A 15,268-nucleotide genomic window follows, 5' to 3' on the forward strand; every position below is an offset into this window, starting at 1 on the left:
GTAATTGAGTGCCACAGCCTCACCGCAGCTGGGAAGCTGCGAATGCGGGCGCGGGACTCATCACGCCCAACCGGTCGGGACAATTCGTTGCAGATTCATCGCGTAGTCTGTTGGTTCTCGATGACCGAATGACCCTGCGCCACAACATAATACGTCACAGTGACGTAATGGCGGGGTATGGCTGAGTGGTAGCTTTCCATATCAGATCTGCAATTCGTTGCCGCTCATCTCATCGCAATGACCTTGTGTGGCAACGGCTTCGATCGCGCGCGCCGCATGCGTCAGTGCAAGGGCTGGCTTGTGTGAGCATTCATGCCGGCCGATGATGCGGCGGTGAAAGTTCTACGGTGCCATTCCATTCGCGCGCCGATAATATACCTTATGTAAAGTAATCGTGGTGAAGCCGTTCCCCTTGGCGGGCTGTACACATCAACGGGGCTTGATCACCACGACGCCATTGGAGCCCGCGCCGTACACGGTATGGGTCAGCGGGTCGACGGTGATCTGGTCGATCACGTCATTGAGCGGAATGGTCGCGGTCACCGATCCGCGGGAAGTGTCGATGGCTGTCACCGATCTGCCGTCGTGGTTGGCGACATACGCGGTGTGAATTCCGTCGTCGACGGTGATACCGGATGGTTTGGCGCCGACCGGGATTCGGTTGGCCGACTTCGAGATGTCGGTCGAGATCACCGACACCGAATTGTCGTCCGCGTTCACCAGATACAGGTTGTCCCCCGCCGTCGACTGTGGCCGCGCCAATGCGATGGATACGGGTTTATGGTCCAGCGGTTTCGTGCCGACGACCTTGCGACCGGCGTCGATCCACACCAGCGCGGCACCGCTCGTGCTCGAATTCGTGACAGCCCAGGCGAATTGGGAGGTCTCGTCCACCGCGACCAATTGTGCGCGCTGATCGAGCGTGATCGATGCCGCGGCATCGAGGGTTCCGGTATCGAAGACGGCGAGCTTGGCACTGTTGATCATCGGCGCATAGAGAGATTTCGCAGCTGCGTTCAGCGCGATGAAGTTGGGGCCATCGGGTGCGGACATCGACCCCACAGCCGTCTTCTGGACCGGGTCGATCACTCGGATCGTGCGCTCGTTGAAGTCGGACAGGTACAGCAGATGGGCATTGGAATCGAGGGCAATCCCCTGACATCCGAACGGTCCCATGGTGGTGACCACGCTTGCGGTGGAGGTGTCGATCACCGACACGGAGTTGTTGCTCAAGTGTGTGGCGTACAGGCGCTTCGCGGTCGGGTCGACGGCCAGGCCGTACGGCTCGCGGCCGGTGTTGATCGCGCTGACGTCGAAGGCGGGCGCGGCCATCGTCGGTGCGTCGTGGCGGCTGTCGGAGGGCCGAAACTGCCAGGCGGTGACGCCCGCTATCAGCAGACCTGCGGTCGCGAGCGCGGCGAGCGTGTACAGACGTCGTCGGCTGGCGGTCAGCTGACTGCCACGCGCTGAGGTGGGCCTCTCCCCTGCTTCGTTGTCGCCCGGCGTCTCGGGCGTTGCCGGGTTGATTTCGGTGGCGGCGAGACCGATCACGGTGCGGTCCAACGCATCGCCGAGCGTGGAATCGATGTCTGTCGGATCGGACGCGTCCCGGTGGGTCGAGCGCGGTGTCGGCGTCGCGTTCGCCGAGGGTGCGGGCTGTACCTCGGTGTCGACGCGGTGTGGTCTCTGAGGTTCGATCGCGGCACTGGGGGTTGCCATTTCGGCGAGTGCGGTGTGTGCGGCCGCGACGAGTTCCCCGGCGGTGCCGTACCGCTCCTCCGGAGCCTTGGCCAAGCCGCGATTCAGCACCTCATCCATGTCCGGAGGTAGTCTGGCAGTCAATTCGCTGGCTGGGACCGGTGTCAGAGTCAGGTGTGCGGCGATCTGCTGTTCGATACTGCCGTGCGAGAACGGCCCACTGCCGGTGAGGCATTCGTACAGCACGCACGCGAGGGCGTAGACGTCGGTGTGCGCGCCGATCGGTCCGCCGCTGAATCGCTCCGGCGCCATATAGGCGAAGGTTCCGATGGCTTTGCCGGTCGTGGTCAACTGCGTCGCTTCGAGGCTGTGCGCGATGCCGAAGTCGATGAGGTAGACGAAATCCCTTGTGCCGATGAGGATGTTCGAGGGCTTCACATCGCGATGGATGATCCCGTGCGCGTGGGCGTCATCGAGCGCGGAGGCGACCTGTTCGACGATGGTCACACTCCGCCGCGGTGCCAGCGCGCCGTCGGTGAGGAGCAACTCCTGCAGGGTGCGGCCCACGACCAGTCGCATATCGAGGAACAGCTGACCGTCGATCTCACCGAAGGTGTGAATCGGTACGACATGCGGGTCGGACAGTCCGGCAACGATATTGGCCTCGCGCCGGAACCGCGCCCGATAGGTGGTGTCCCCGCTGAGTAGCCGTGGCAGCACTTTCAGCGCGACCGCGCGTTCGGTGCCTGTATCCCAGGCCTCGAAGACCTGCCCCATACCGCCTTCGCCGAGTAACCGGCGCAATTGGTACGGACCGAACGTGCCGCCGTCCATGTCACTCCCTCCCCCCATGAACCTCGCGCTCACCGTAGCGTCACGGCGTCGTCAGTGCTGTTCGGTTGGGCAAATCGCGGGGATGCGGTGTCGGGACTGGGATCGCTGTCGGGTCGCGGGACACCGTGTCAGGCGCGGCCCGCGGTCATTCCGCCGTCGACGACGTACTCCGCGCCGTTGCAGTAGCTCGATTCGGTGCTGGCGAGGAAGACCACGAGCGGAGTGACCTCCTCGGGCAGCCCGAGTCGGGCCAGCGGGTTCGCGCCCCGATCGAGGGTGGCGTCGCTGCTCGCGCCGAGCATCGGGGTCAGGATGCCTCCGGGGTGCACCGAGTTGACCCGCACCCCATGCGGTGCCAGTTCCAGCGCGGCGGATTTGGTGAGTCCGCGGACCCCGAATTTGGAGGCGGTGTAGGCGTGCACGCCCGGAACGCCCTGGATTCCGGCGGCCGAGGAAATGTTCACCACGGCGGCGGGAGCGGCCGCCACCAGGGCGTCACGCGCGGCGGTCAAGCCGAGGAACGGTCCGGTCAAGTTGATGGAAAGCACGTTCTGCCATTGCTTTTCGGTGTATTCGCCGAGGGGTCCGCCATCGAGGATGCCCGCGTTGTTGACCAGCACATCGAGTTTGCCGAAGCGCCTGATGGTTTCGGCGACCGCGGCGTCCCAGTCGCGAGAGCTGGTGACGTCGAGATGGATGTAGGCGGCGCGGTCGCCGAGTTCGGCGGCCAGTTCCTGTCCTGCGGTGTCGGCGATATCGCCGATCATGACGCAGGCGCCCTCGGCGATGAAGGCGCGGGCGTGCGATGCGCCCATTCCCGATGCCGCGCCGCTGATCAGCGCGACACGTCCGGTGAGTCGTTCAGTCACTGCGTGTCTCCTGTGGTGCCGGCGATGTTCTGCCGAGCGGCGTGTCAGCCGAGTGTGAGTTGGATGGGCTCGCGCGAGAGGGTGGGCCGGTACATGCAGCGGGTTCCCGAGTAGATGGTGGGCATGCATTCGTTGCAGTGCACACACGCCGAGCGGGTGGCGGAGTCGGCTTGGATGCGATGCAGCAGATCGGGTTCACGCAGCAGGGCGCGGCCCATGGCCACGAATTCGAATCCCTCCTCGCGGGCTTGGCGCATGGTGTCGAGTGTGGTGATGCCGCCCAACAGGATCAGTGGCATCGAGAGTGCGCGCCGGAAGTGACGGGCGCGCTCGAGCAGGTACGCCTCCTGATAGGGGTAGTCCTTGAGGAAGGACCCTCCGATCAGTCGAAAGCCCAGGCGGGCCGGTCCGGGCAGCGCCTTGGCGAAGGAACGGCGCGGGGGTGTGCCGTGGAACAGCAGCATCGGGTTCAGCAGGGAACTGCCCGCGGTCAGTTCCAGGGCGTCGAGCGCGCCGTCGGCCTCGAGCCATGCGGCGACCTGCAGTGATTGGGGAATGGTGAGACCGCCGTGCTGGCCGTCCTCCATATTGAGTTTGGCGGTGACCGCGAGCCTGCCGCCCACCGCGTCCTTGACCGCGCAGGCGATTTCGCGTGCCATGCGCGCTCGATTGAGCAGTGGTCCGCCGTAGGCGTCCTTGCGCCGGTTCAGCGCCGGGCTCAGGAATGAGCTGGCCAGATAGTTGTGGCCGAAATGAATTTCCACCGCGTCGAATCCGGACTGCTCGGCCAGGCGCGCGGCATCGGCGTGCGCGGCGATGGTGTCGGCGATATCGGCGATCGTGGGAGTCTTGGTGAACTTCATGCCCAGCGGGTTGAACATGCGGCTGGGTGCGAGTGCGGGGACCCCGTTGGAGGCGGCATTGGCGACCGGTCCGGCGTGCCCGATCTGCGCGCACGCCGCGGCGCCTTCGGCGTGCACCGCATCGGTGAGTTTGCGTAGCCCGGCAACGGCTTCGGGGCGCATCCAGATCTGATGCCGGTCGGTGCGGCCGCCGGGCGCGACCGCGCAGTACGCGACGGTGGTCATGCCGACGCCTCCGGCGGCCACCTCGCGATGGAACTCGATCAGCTCATCGGTCACCAGGGCGTCGGGTGTGCGGCCTTCGAAGGTCGCGGCCTTGATCACCCTGTTGCGCAACGTGATCGGACCCAGCTGGGCGGGTGTGAATATGTCGTTCATTGCCGTTCTCTTCCTGTCGGCGCGAGCAGACCGGCCACCACGAAGTCCCGCAGTGTCCCGAGTTCGGGTTCGGCCATACCGTGTTCTTCGATTTCCGGGCTGCCGAACCGCATGATGATCAGATCGAAGGCGAGCATCCATCGGCGGCGGGCTTCTTTTTCGCTGAGTTCGGGCAGCAGTGCGGCCCAGGTGTCCATCCGGAACCACGGGCCGCGCCAGGTGGTGAGGTGGCGGCCGATCACGAAGCGCGCCAGCAGTCGAAGATGCAAGCGGCCCAACGGATCTCGTGCGAGGTCGACGAACGGTGTCAGGATCGCCTCGATCACCGCGGGCAGTGAGTTACGTCCCGGGGTCGCCTGCGCCAGGCCCTCGGCCCACAGCGGGCCCAGGCGATCCTCGATCAAAGCGGCGACCAGGGCCTCCTTCGACCCGAAGTGGTAGTGCACCGCGGCCGCGTTCGCCCCCGCCGCGGCGCAGATTCCCCGCACCGATACCTCGTCGTACGGCTCGCTCAGCAGCAACGATTCGGCGGTGGTCAGCAGTAGCTGCCGCGTTCCGGCCCTGGCTCCATCACCCATGCACAGCAGTGAAACACGTTTCAATCGATAATTCAATCAGTGATTGAAACGTTGATTCACCGGTGCGCGCTCCCCCCCAGGCGTGTCGGGGTCCCGGTAGTACTCGCGCGAAAAACAACGACAATGGCGTGGCCGACGCAGATGGTGGGTTTACCAGGTGCCCGTGGTCGACCCGGGCGCGCGGCCCGTCGTGCGACAGCGCGAGCGCTAGAGGCCGCACCCGCCGTAGTACCTGCCCGAGCCGCCGTAGATCGCCCCGATGTCTTCTCTGACCGAGAAGGAACCGTGCTCGTCGTAATACACCGGTTCGCCGCCGACGAAGCGCACTCGCATGCCCTTCTGGAGTCGGTACGCCCCGGGAACACGAACCCTCCATGAAGCCGAGTACGAATGCCGCGACTACGGCGAGACCGAGGACGATCACGACCATAACGACTCACAAGGCAGATGCGGCATATCGTCGCGGACTTCATCGTCTACGAGCACGGGAACCCCGAGCCACTCGCCTACGTCGTGCGCGTACAGAATCGCTGCTTGCCGCGCCGCGCAGTAGTCGAAGACGAGAGACCCGAACACGATGCGCACGTGGCACTGATTGTCTTGCACGCCAGAACCTTTCGGTGAACGATTGGTTCCGAGTCGGGTGAAGGAGTCCAGCTCACCTCACCCGACCCGTTGCAGTCGAACCTAAGAACCTCAGTGCGAAAATCTGAACAGGTTTGCTACTGTTTTCTCGTCGGGACGATTTCCGTTGACTGGTTTCTCCCGGTGTCTGACGATCGATAACATGGAAGAAAACATGCGAAACCTCCCGTCAGACAACCACTCTCTGCGCATAACGTTCCTGGGCAAACACACTCAGGGCGGCGACTCCCCCACGCTGTACGCCACCGACCGAGAGACCTATGTGGTCCAGGGTTGGAAGGTGCCAGGGCGCGACGACCAGGTGGAGATTTCACACCCGCTTCTCGCATTCCTGAGGACGGGGACGTGCCTGGGCGTACTGCTTCAGGACACGGGGCACGGAACCTTCATTCTTGGCGGTGAGCCGGTGACCGACCCGGAAGCGCTGGCAGAGATGAACATCCCGGACCACGAGACCTGCATCGAGGTACCGCAGGGGAAGGAGATCAGGAAGTATGCAACTCCTGCGGCATGAGGCGTTCTACGACCTCTTCCGTTCGTGCAAGCACAGCGCATATCACCTCGAAGTAGTCGACACCTACTCCACACCCGAAGAGTCTGAGCCGTTCCGCAGGTTCCTCGCCGGAGAGCCCGACGACTTCGAATGGTTCAACGACTGGACGAACCTCGTCCGCGAGGTGACCGCATCCGGCACGAAGATGCGCCGGGCTCGTGTGGTCACGGAGCCGAACGTCGACTACACCCGTTGGGGTCTCGTTGTCGCCCACCGCAACATCGAGGCCGGCGAGGACATCCGGTACCTGCCTAGGCACCTGATCGACCCGTCCGAGCTGTCTGCGGACGACTTCTGGCTGTTCGATGACAACCTCGTCTCCTTCACTACCTTCACGCCCGCGGGCGCTGCGGGTGGCGGTGCTGTCACCTCGGACCCTGCAATAGTCGACTACATCAGTGGCGTGTGGAATCGGGTGTGGGACAAAGCCGTCCCCCACGCTGAGTACATCCGGGCGTGACTACAACCGCGAAACAGGCTCGCGAGGCGTTCGGTGAGCGTCTGCGCAACCTCCGTAAAGATGCTGGGCTGACCGGTAGGCAACTCGCTGAGCTTGCCGGTTGGCCTGGCTCCAAGGTCTCGAAGATCGAGTACGGCAGGCAGGTGCCGACCGATGACGACATCCGCGTCTGGTGCATCCACACCCGCAGTGCCGATCAAGTACCCGACCTCATTGCCAGTCTGCGCAATGTCGAAGCCGCATACCTCGAGTGGCGTCGGATGCGCTTGCCGCACAGGCAGAAACAATCCGTAGCTGTCGCGGAAAAGACCAACCTCATGCGCTGCTACGAGCCGGTTCTAGTGCCTGGTCTCTTGCAGACACCGCCCTACGCCGAAGCGATCCTTCACCGGGTACTCGACTTCTACGACGGGTCAAGTGACGATCTCGAAGCCAGTCTTGCCTCGCGCCTCGAACGGCAGCAGGTGTTGTACCGAGGCAATCACCGGTTCTTCTTCATCCTCGCGGAGCAGGTTCTCCACACCCGCGTAGGCACCGCAGACACGATGCTCGAACAGATGGACCGCTTGCTCACGGCGATGTCGCTGCCCCGCGTCGTGCTGGCCATCATCCCGTCCGAGCACGAATACCTCGCGCCGACAAACAACTTCGTCATCTACGACGAGCGAGAGGTCCGCGTCGAGACCGTGTCCGCAGAGCTGACGATCACCCAGCCCGCCGAGATCGCGTTGTACACCAAAGCATTTCACCGGCTCAAGGATCAAGCCATCCACGGACAGGAAGCACGCGCCATGATCGCCGCAGCGATGGACGGCTTGCGGTCTGATCATGATCCACGCACATAGGTTCCAACGTGCAGCCGAGCACCGGTCATCTGATCAGTGATCAATGATCACCTTCCCCCATGGCCCGAACCAACCCGGCCCGAAGAATCTCCGCAGTGCTGTAGGAGGATGCGTCCCGGCGGACCGTCACTCCACTGCTTCATCGTGATGTCAACAGGCACAGGAGCTTTGAAACGCGACCACTTGCCACTGACACCAAGTTCCACTACCTCGCCATCAGTGGTAACAACAGCGTCGTGTCCTGCTGTATCCCAATGGAGATGCCTATTCAGCTGCTTCGGTGGACCCCACGAGGATCTGTAACAAGCCAGCCCTGGACCGGTGGCCCCCAGGACCGCACCCATTTTGGCGAGATGCTTCCAGATCCAAGGCAGTACCCGCGATGAGCTCTCGGCTCAATGCCTAGCCGCTTCATCCCCTCGATGAACTCGGTAACTATCTGCTGCGCCTGCACACGACGTACATCAGCTTGTTGACTTTGACGCGCAGCAATGTCCGCAGCTTGACGGCGCTCTGCTTCAGCGTCCTCCAACGGTCATCCCGGACGCGCGTAGCAGGCCCTCACAAACCCATCGGCGAGCATCCTCCCGTGCGTCCAAGACGAGCCTCGAGGTCGGCGGGCACCTGCACTGACAGCATCGGACTCACGCAGCGCAGAGTACGTCGATGCGCGGCTATCGGGTGGTGGACTTGGTGTCGGGAATCCGCGGCAGCGGTCGGCCGAGGGCCTTCTCGGCTTGACGCCGCCGCCTCTGCGCCTGCTCCGGGGTCAGCGTGCGCATGATCGGCTGCCACGACTCCTGTGTCAGTGCGCTCATGAATCTGTCTTCCCGGTTACCGATGTCTGTCTTCGGACTCTTCGAAATGCCGTGGCGCCCATAATAGATGGCATCGCGGCTGCGACAACCGTATGCGGCATCGCGCAGCTCCAGAAAGAGGTGTGATGAGCGCTCTCACGCAGGACACCTTGTGTCCCGTGCGCAGGCATCTGACTCCGGAGCAGCGGGAGGCGCGCATGCGCAAAGTTGAGGAGATACTGGGCCGAAAGCTCCCCCGCACACCGACTGCCACTGCGGACCCGGCCGATGAATAGCATGTAAGAGCACGGCACGTCACTCGCCCGCGATCGTGTGAGTGCGGGCCGATATCGTGGACCGATGAGTGCCGCCGACTGCCCGGACTCACAGTCACTGCGCATGGCACGCGCGTACCTGGGGCAGACCGTCGAGCTCATCATCGACCGGCCGTGCGGGAGCCTGCATCCCACCTACGGCTTTCGGTACGAAGCCAACTACGGCTATGTACCCGGAACTCTCGCACCGGACGGTGAGGAACTCGACGCCTACTATCTGGGTGTTTCAGTACCCCTGCGCAGTGCCCGCGGGATCTGCATCGCCATCGTGCACCGCACCGGAGACGATGATGACAAACTCGTCGTTGTCCCTGAGGGGTGCCCACTCGACGACACCGACATCGCGGCTGCGGTGGCCTTTCAGGAGATCGCGGGCCGGTATCGGATCGTGCGGCAATGATCGGGTGCTCAGGCTGAAGTCGTGCCCGGTCGGGTGATGAAGCGTGCGATGTGTTCGAGGCCGGGTCGATAGCCATCGGTGGTGTCGACCGTCAGCTGCGCGACATTCATCCTCACCGGCACAAAGGGATCGACCGACTGCGCGCCGGCGGCCATCGCTGCGATAAGAGCGTCGTCGTTGTGGGCGCGCCGATGGGGGTTGATCGCCGCCCTGCCGGCTATGCGTTCGTACAGCACCGATTGCGGTGCGGTGCAATGAATGATGCGAATGTCGGCGAACTCGGCCAGGGGCTCGAGGTTGGGGCGCCACAGCCTGTCCTGGAACGCGGCTTCGGCGATGAGGCTGACCCCGGCACTGGCCAGCACGGTCACGGTGTCGAAGAACGCGTGCAGCGCAGGAACATTGAGATCCTCGAACCCGGTCTCCGGAGATGATGTGCTGTTCAAGACCATTCCCTGCTTGATCTCGTCGCGAATGATCGCCGGAACGCCGATATCATCGGCGAGGGCGTGTGCGAGCGTCGACTTACCCGAACCCGGTGGGCCACTGACGATCGCGATCACCGGCGCCCCTCGGGAATTGGCCATAGTGAAGTCTGGCAGTTCAGGCTTCGATGCCGAAAGGTGCTGGCATGCAGGACAAACAATGCCCCGTCCGCAATCGTTTCGGGTCTCTCGTATTCGGTGGATCCAATGCCGCACCGTGCCACGCTGTGAGCATCTGAAGCAGTACCCCGCGCGGCAGCACGACCAAGTTGTCGGACTACTGTCGGCTGTCTGCCCTATAGTCGGGTGATGGCCGAGAAGATCACGACACCAGCGGCACCAAGCGATCGCGAGGCACTCCTCGCGCAAGCGAAGGCCCGCGGGCAGGCACGGCTTGCCGCGGCCCAGGACGACGCAGCCGCTGTCGCGTGGGCCGAGAAGAACGCCGATGCCCTGGCGAAGCGCCTTCACCAGCGCCGTGCCTCGTAGAGGTGTTCGGCTACATCTTCGACACCACTATGTTGGTGTCTCTCGGCCGCGGCGACCATGGTCCTGCCGCTTTGCTGGCTTCTCTGCACGATCGCGACATCCGGGTATGCGTGCCGGTGCTCACCCTGTCCTACGCGTTCACCGAGCTGCCCGCTGAACAACATGGGGAACTGCTGGGCATCATCGTGGCAATGAGCAACACCGCCGTGGAACCGTTGACTGACGCTGTTGACGCCCTCGAGCTGGCCGACATCCTTGCCCGCATCCCCGACAGCCCGGCCGCCGCGCATGTCCTGGCTGCGGCACGCAAACAGGACATGGAGATCGTCACCCTCGACACCGCACGCTGGCGGGATCTCGAGCAACAGCTGCAATGCCGCATCCCGCTCGTCGAGCTGACCGACGAACCCTGAACATCACCAGTACATCTCGGTTTCTCGTACCCTGCGGCATCATCCACCGAGACATCGGCCAGGCCTGGTGAACCTGCGCGGGCAGCGGAGGTTGCGGAAGCGGATCCATCACCCACCCGATGCGTTCGTTAGCGGAGCGCGCCGCAGCCGTCACGATCGCCAGGCGGTTTCGCTGGGCCGCCATAGTGTTGTGGTTTGGTTTCGGCGGCGGGATCGCCCGATAGCAGGCCGATATCCTCGAGCGATGTATCGCGCCGTTGACGCCTCGGGCTCACAGTCCCTGTAACTGGCACGCGCTTATCCGGGCGGATAGTGGAGCTCATCATCGACCGGCCTGTCGGGAGCCTGCACCCCACTCCTGGGTGGAGACGATGACGACAAACTCGTCGTTGTCCCCGGGGTTTGCCAACTCGACGACACCGACATCGCTGCCGCAGTGCCATTTCTGAAATCGCGGGTCGGAACCGAATCGTGCGACGCTGACCGAGTTGCTCGTGGTTCTATGAGGTGGATATCGGCGGGAGATGGTGCTTGTGGGGTCTGTGGGTGTGCATGCTGATATTGCTGAGGCGAGCAGGCTTTTCGAGCGGTTGGGTGTGGAGTTCTCGGGTGCGGTTCCTGAGGCAACGAACTCCGAGTACGGGGCGTGTGTGGCCGAAATTGGTTGTGGGACTGCGAGATTCCGAGTGGGCAAGCTGACCCCTACCAAGGTAGGGTTGTTCGTGGCAGTATGGCGGCGCGCCGCCGACGGGTCGACCGAGCCGTTCGCTGCCGAGGATGGCACCGATGTCGTGGTGGTGACGGTCCGTGAGGGGAAGCGGTTCGGGGAGTTCGTGTTTCCCACCTCCGCGTTGGCCGAGCACGGGATCGTGTCCACTGCGGGCAGAGGGGGTAAGCGAGGATTTCGGGTGTACCCGCCGTGGTCGGTGACCGCGAAGGGGCAAGCGAGTCGGTCGCAGGCATGGCAGTGCGAGTACTTTCTCGACCTTCATGATGCGCAGCGGAGTGATCTGGCGCGGGCGCGCAGGTTGTACGACCTCGTGTGGCCGCTTGTGCCGCAACGTAATTCGCCATAGCCGCGCTGGCGGGAACTTGTCTCGGCGCCGGGTACTGTCCCACGTTCTCAGTTTCAGAGGTGGTTTGCCCTGAGGTTGGTGTCGTGGACTGATCGCGATCGCGTGTCTCGCCAGGGCATTCGGTTGCCGCACAGATGCCTCGATGACAGGAACCGCTATGCAGGATGTTTGTCCTTCCGACACCGAGCTGTGCCTGCGGGCCGGGGCCAATACCGTGGTGGCAGCGGCGATGGTGTGGAGCAGTCATCGGCTGCGCGCGATGGATCTCGATCAGATGCAGGATCGGCTGGGCACGCTCGATGCGGGTGGCCGGGAAGCGGTCACGCGGCTGGTTCGGTCGTTGCACGGGGGTGCGATGTCCGCGGGGGATCGGACGGATCTGTTTCGGGTCGGGAGCCTGTTCGCCCATGCGGTTGATCGCTTGGCCACCGCGGGGCGGATCGCGCGCGATTACGGGCTGGTAGTGCTCTCGGAGGAGGTGTGCGTGCTGATCGATCTGGTCGTGGACTGTGCGTGGATTACCGCGCAATCGCTTCCGCCGCTGGAGGTTTCGGCGTCGGTGCGGCCGTATTGGGTCGAGTTGGCCGAGCTGGCGGGGCGTGCGGATCGGGCCTATGAGGTGCTGCTGGCTCGCCATCCCGTCGACAGCATCTTCTTGAGCAGCCATGCCGCGATCCGTGCGATCGGCGCGGAGTTGCAGGCCGCGGTCCATAACATCGCTGCTGCCGCTCACACGGTCGAGTTGCTGCTTGCGCGTCGTGGCGGTGCGCTGGTGTCGCCGTAGGCGGACCAGTACACGTCTGGGCTGCGACACGCGATCCCGCCTTCGGGTCCCGCGCTTGCCCTACCAGCGTTGATATCACTTGGGTATGACTCCGGTCTTACTGCGTCTGGTGGCGGCAGTTATCGGCGGAATCTCGTTGGTCATCGGCGCACCCGTGCTGGCGATGGCGCGACTGGCGGTAGCGATACCGGGAGTCCCGATCACGGTGCGCAACAGAGCCCGGCTGGTGATGCTCGCGGCGGCGTTCGTGCTCGTGTACGAACTCGGGGGCAGCGTGGGGGTCCCCGGGCAGCGCGCGGGACGCCAGGGCGGATGCGATCGCCTGGCGGCGTTGAACCGGCGCTTCTACGGCTGGGGTTTCGCGGCCGCCGGAGTCCGCCTCGAGTGTGCGCCGCCCCCGCGCGTGGCACCGGATCGGCCGGTGATCGTGCTCGCGCGCCATGCCGGGGCGTTCAACAGCGCCCTGATGGCTCATCTGATCGCCCGCGATCTGGGCCGCGACACCTACACCATCGCCAAACGGTGCGCCGCGTTCACCCCGGGCCTGCGCCGCGCGTATGAGGCCTCGGGAGTGGTGTTCTGCCGGTTCGATGAACAGGGCAAAACCAAAGCGGTGCAACAACTTCGGGACCAGGCCGTCGGTGCGCTGCCGACCGATGCGCTGCTGCTGTTTCCTGAAGGCACCAACTATTCGGCCAAACGCTGGCGCGAGGCCATCGCCGCGTTGCGCGCCGCGGGCCGCGACGCCCACGCGCACCGCGCCGAGCAGTGCCCGCATGTGATGCCGATTCATCCCGGCGGTGCGTGGGCGCTGGTCACCAGCGCTCCCACCGCGGACGTGGTGGTGCTGGCCCAGACCGGGCTCGAGGACTTGGATTCGGGGACAACAGGTTTGGGCTATCCACCCAGCGGCCGCGGCGTGGTCGAGGTCGGCTGGTGGCATTTTCGCGCCGATCAGATACCGCGTGAACGCGATGTCTTCGCGCTGTGGCTGAGCCAGCGCTGGTGCGAGGTCGACGCGTGGATCGCCGCGGCCCGGCGCGGCGAGCACCCCACCGCACCCGCGCTCACCGAGCCTGCCGCGCCCTCGATCCGAACCTGACACCGCTCCCGGCGAAGGGAAACCACCCATGGCAGAGGCGATCCCGAGCACGCGGCGAGATGGCGTGCCGCACACCGCGTTCGTGCTCGGCGGCGGCGGCATGCTGGGCGGCTATCAGGTGGGGATGCTGCGCGCACTGCTCGAACACCACATCACCCCGGATCTGATCATCGGCACCTCGGTCGGGTCGATCCAGGGCGCGATCCTGGCCGCGGACCCGACCCCGAGTGTGGTGCAGGCGCTGACCTCGTTCTGGCAGGACGCGCTCACCCACAAGGTCATGGGTGTGCCCGTGCGGGCGCTGCTGGCGAATCTGGTCCGGTTGCGCCCAGCGCTGGCGACCCAGGATGCGTTGCGCGAGGTACTGATTCGCCATATCGGCGCGCACACCCGCATCGAAGACCTCGCGGTGCCGTTCCAATGCGTAGCGGCCTCGATCGAACGCTCCACCGCCCGCTACTTCGACTACGGGCCCGTGGTGCCGGCATTGCTGGCCTCGAGTTGTATCCCGGGGCTGTGGCGGCCGCTGCGGATCGGCGCCGAGCACTATATCGACGGTGGCGTGGTGGAGACGGTGCCGTTGACGCGCGCGGTGTCCTTCGGCGCGAGCGAGATCTATGTGCTGCGCCTGCGCCAGCGCGAGCTGGCCCTGAAACCCCCGCGCCTGCCGTGGCAGCTCGGGCAGACCGTGTTCGAGGTGTCGCGCCGTCATCGTCTCGGGCAGGTGATCAATATGCGCCCGGCCGGGGTCACGGTGCATCTGCTGCCCACCGGCGAGGATCTGCTCGAGCCGCCCGATACGGGCCTGCACACCACCCTCGCGCAGCAGTTGGAAGTATTCGACCGGCGCGTGCGAGCCGGCTATGAGAGCACCGTGGCCTATCTCGAGGCCACCGAGGAACGCAAGACCGCGACCATCCGCTCGCGCACCCTCACCCGCCGCTCCCGCCGGGTGCGCGATGCCTCGCCCTCGGCGTCCCCGCTGGTGCGCGCCAAACTCACCCGCTTCTTCGACCTGTTCGATCTCGACGGCGACCAGCGCGTCACCGACCGCGAATACGCCCGCGCCGCGGACCGCATCTGCGCCGCGTTCGGTGTCGCGCCCGAGAGCGGCACCGGGGCGCGCGTGCATGGCGCATTCACCGACTTCTGGACCGGACTGTGCCGCGAAGCCGGGGTCACGGACTGCGTCGAACTCGATCGCGACCGGTATGTCGCGGCGCTGGCCCGGCTCACCACCGATACCGCCGGATACGAGCGCAATGTGCTGCCCGCGATCGCGGCGATCCTGGCCGCCGCGGATCAGGATCGCGACGCGGTGCTCAATGTGGACGAGTTGCGGGCGCTGCTGACCGCGCTGCGCGTGGACACCGCCGATATCCACGCGGTCTCACTGCGCCTGGACACCAACAACGACGGTGTGCTGAGCCTGGACGAACTCGACGAGGCATTCTGCGACTACTTCACCAGCGACGAACCCGGAGCCCCGGGAAACCTGCTGTTCGGTGCCGCGCACTGACGCCTGTGCCCCCGGCTCTACACTGCTTCTACACGATCGCGTTACCGCAGTTCCAGGCATCGACTCTATCGGTCATGAAACGGAGCGGACGATGATCACAGCCCGAACTCTGGTGCCCGACACCGCCTTTCGTGCCGGAACCCTG

16 protein-coding genes are annotated in these 15,268 nt (G+C 64.8%); 10 read left to right on the top strand and 6 right to left on the bottom strand.

The annotated features are described in order from the left end of the window. Positions 1 to 429 precede the first annotated feature (429 nt). From ACFC0O_RS15580 to ACFC0O_RS15595, 4 genes are all read right to left on the bottom strand, one after another. Positions 430 to 2,532 carry a serine/threonine-protein kinase gene (locus tag ACFC0O_RS15580; protein ID WP_375958209.1) on the bottom strand — a complete coding sequence of 701 codons (2,103 nt, stop codon included), beginning with the start codon at positions 2,530 to 2,532 and terminating at the stop codon, positions 430 to 432. 128 nt (positions 2,533 to 2,660) lie between these two features. Beyond that, entirely contained in the window at positions 2,661 to 3,401 is a 741-nt protein-coding gene (locus tag ACFC0O_RS15585) for an SDR family oxidoreductase (protein ID WP_364644918.1), read from the bottom strand. Between the two features lie 44 nt (positions 3,402 to 3,445). Next, on the bottom strand, positions 3,446 to 4,642 hold the full coding sequence (locus ACFC0O_RS15590; RefSeq protein WP_375958211.1) for an NADH:flavin oxidoreductase: 1,197 nt from the start codon (positions 4,640 to 4,642) through the stop codon (positions 3,446 to 3,448). Further along, positions 4,639 to 5,220, bottom strand: a complete 582-nt coding sequence (locus tag ACFC0O_RS15595; protein WP_375958213.1) for a TetR/AcrR family transcriptional regulator — start codon at positions 5,218 to 5,220, stop codon at positions 4,639 to 4,641. The genes ACFC0O_RS15590 and ACFC0O_RS15595 overlap by 4 nt, the downstream gene beginning before the upstream one ends. A gap of 787 nt (positions 5,221 to 6,007) precedes the next feature. Here ACFC0O_RS15595 and ACFC0O_RS15600 point away from each other — a divergent pair. Genes ACFC0O_RS15600 through ACFC0O_RS15610 form a run of 3 tightly spaced genes read left to right on the top strand, consistent with a single transcriptional unit; the run spans position 6,008 to position 7,723 of the window. After that, positions 6,008 to 6,379: a hypothetical protein gene (locus ACFC0O_RS15600; protein ID WP_375958214.1), complete on the top strand. Its 372-nt coding sequence runs from the start codon at positions 6,008 to 6,010 to the stop codon at positions 6,377 to 6,379. Then, positions 6,360 to 6,878, top strand: coding sequence for a DUF6879 family protein (locus ACFC0O_RS15605; RefSeq protein ID WP_375958216.1), 519 nt, complete (start codon positions 6,360 to 6,362; stop codon positions 6,876 to 6,878). The genes ACFC0O_RS15600 and ACFC0O_RS15605 overlap by 20 nt, the downstream gene beginning before the upstream one ends. Next, positions 6,875 to 7,723 carry a helix-turn-helix domain-containing protein gene (locus tag ACFC0O_RS15610; protein WP_375958218.1) on the top strand — a complete coding sequence of 283 codons (849 nt, stop codon included), beginning with the start codon at positions 6,875 to 6,877 and terminating at the stop codon, positions 7,721 to 7,723. The genes ACFC0O_RS15605 and ACFC0O_RS15610 overlap by 4 nt, the downstream gene beginning before the upstream one ends. Before the next feature lie 674 nt (positions 7,724 to 8,397). Here the strand turns inward: ACFC0O_RS15610 and ACFC0O_RS15615 are convergent. After that, complete coding sequence (locus tag ACFC0O_RS15615; protein ID WP_375958220.1) at positions 8,398 to 8,541, bottom strand: hypothetical protein; 144 nt, start codon at positions 8,539 to 8,541, stop codon at positions 8,398 to 8,400. A gap of 339 nt (positions 8,542 to 8,880) precedes the next feature. Between ACFC0O_RS15615 and ACFC0O_RS15620 the strand changes: the two genes are divergently transcribed. Continuing rightward, the gene (locus ACFC0O_RS15620; RefSeq protein ID WP_375958222.1) at positions 8,881 to 9,255 is read left to right on the top strand and encodes an inorganic diphosphatase; all 375 of its coding nucleotides are present in this window, start codon (positions 8,881 to 8,883) and stop codon (positions 9,253 to 9,255) included. 8 nt (positions 9,256 to 9,263) lie between these two features. Here ACFC0O_RS15620 and ACFC0O_RS15625 read toward each other — a convergent pair whose 3' ends face one another. Continuing rightward, on the bottom strand, positions 9,264 to 9,818 hold the full coding sequence (locus tag ACFC0O_RS15625) for an AAA family ATPase (protein ID WP_375958224.1): 555 nt from the start codon (positions 9,816 to 9,818) through the stop codon (positions 9,264 to 9,266). Positions 9,819 to 10,049: 231 nt separating this feature from the next. On the opposite strand from ACFC0O_RS15625, the gene ACFC0O_RS15630 reads away from it, so the two are divergent. The 6 genes from ACFC0O_RS15630 to ACFC0O_RS15655 all read left to right on the top strand — a co-directional run bounded on the left by ACFC0O_RS15630 (position 10,050) and on the right by ACFC0O_RS15655 (position 15,123). Next, positions 10,050 to 10,229, top strand: a complete 180-nt coding sequence (locus tag ACFC0O_RS15630) for a hypothetical protein (protein ID WP_375958226.1) — start codon at positions 10,050 to 10,052, stop codon at positions 10,227 to 10,229. A gap of 2 nt (positions 10,230 to 10,231) precedes the next feature. Next, positions 10,232 to 10,642: a hypothetical protein gene (locus ACFC0O_RS15635; RefSeq protein ID WP_375958228.1), complete on the top strand. Its 411-nt coding sequence runs from the start codon at positions 10,232 to 10,234 to the stop codon at positions 10,640 to 10,642. A gap of 524 nt (positions 10,643 to 11,166) precedes the next feature. Then, positions 11,167 to 11,718: a MepB family protein gene (locus ACFC0O_RS15640; protein ID WP_375958230.1), complete on the top strand. Its 552-nt coding sequence runs from the start codon at positions 11,167 to 11,169 to the stop codon at positions 11,716 to 11,718. Positions 11,719 to 11,860: 142 nt separating this feature from the next. After that, on the top strand, positions 11,861 to 12,502 hold the full coding sequence (locus ACFC0O_RS15645; protein WP_375958232.1) for a hypothetical protein: 642 nt from the start codon (positions 11,861 to 11,863) through the stop codon (positions 12,500 to 12,502). Between the two features lie 85 nt (positions 12,503 to 12,587). Continuing rightward, complete coding sequence (locus tag ACFC0O_RS15650) at positions 12,588 to 13,604, top strand: 1-acyl-sn-glycerol-3-phosphate acyltransferase (protein ID WP_375958234.1); 1,017 nt, start codon at positions 12,588 to 12,590, stop codon at positions 13,602 to 13,604. Between the two features lie 28 nt (positions 13,605 to 13,632). Beyond that, complete coding sequence (locus ACFC0O_RS15655; protein ID WP_375958236.1) at positions 13,633 to 15,123, top strand: patatin-like phospholipase family protein; 1,491 nt, start codon at positions 13,633 to 13,635, stop codon at positions 15,121 to 15,123. Positions 15,124 to 15,268 lie beyond the last annotated feature (145 nt).

It is taken from the genome of Nocardia sp. NPDC056100 (assembly GCF_042266325.1).
Taxonomy (GTDB): Bacteria; Actinomycetota; Actinomycetes; order Mycobacteriales; family Mycobacteriaceae; genus Nocardia.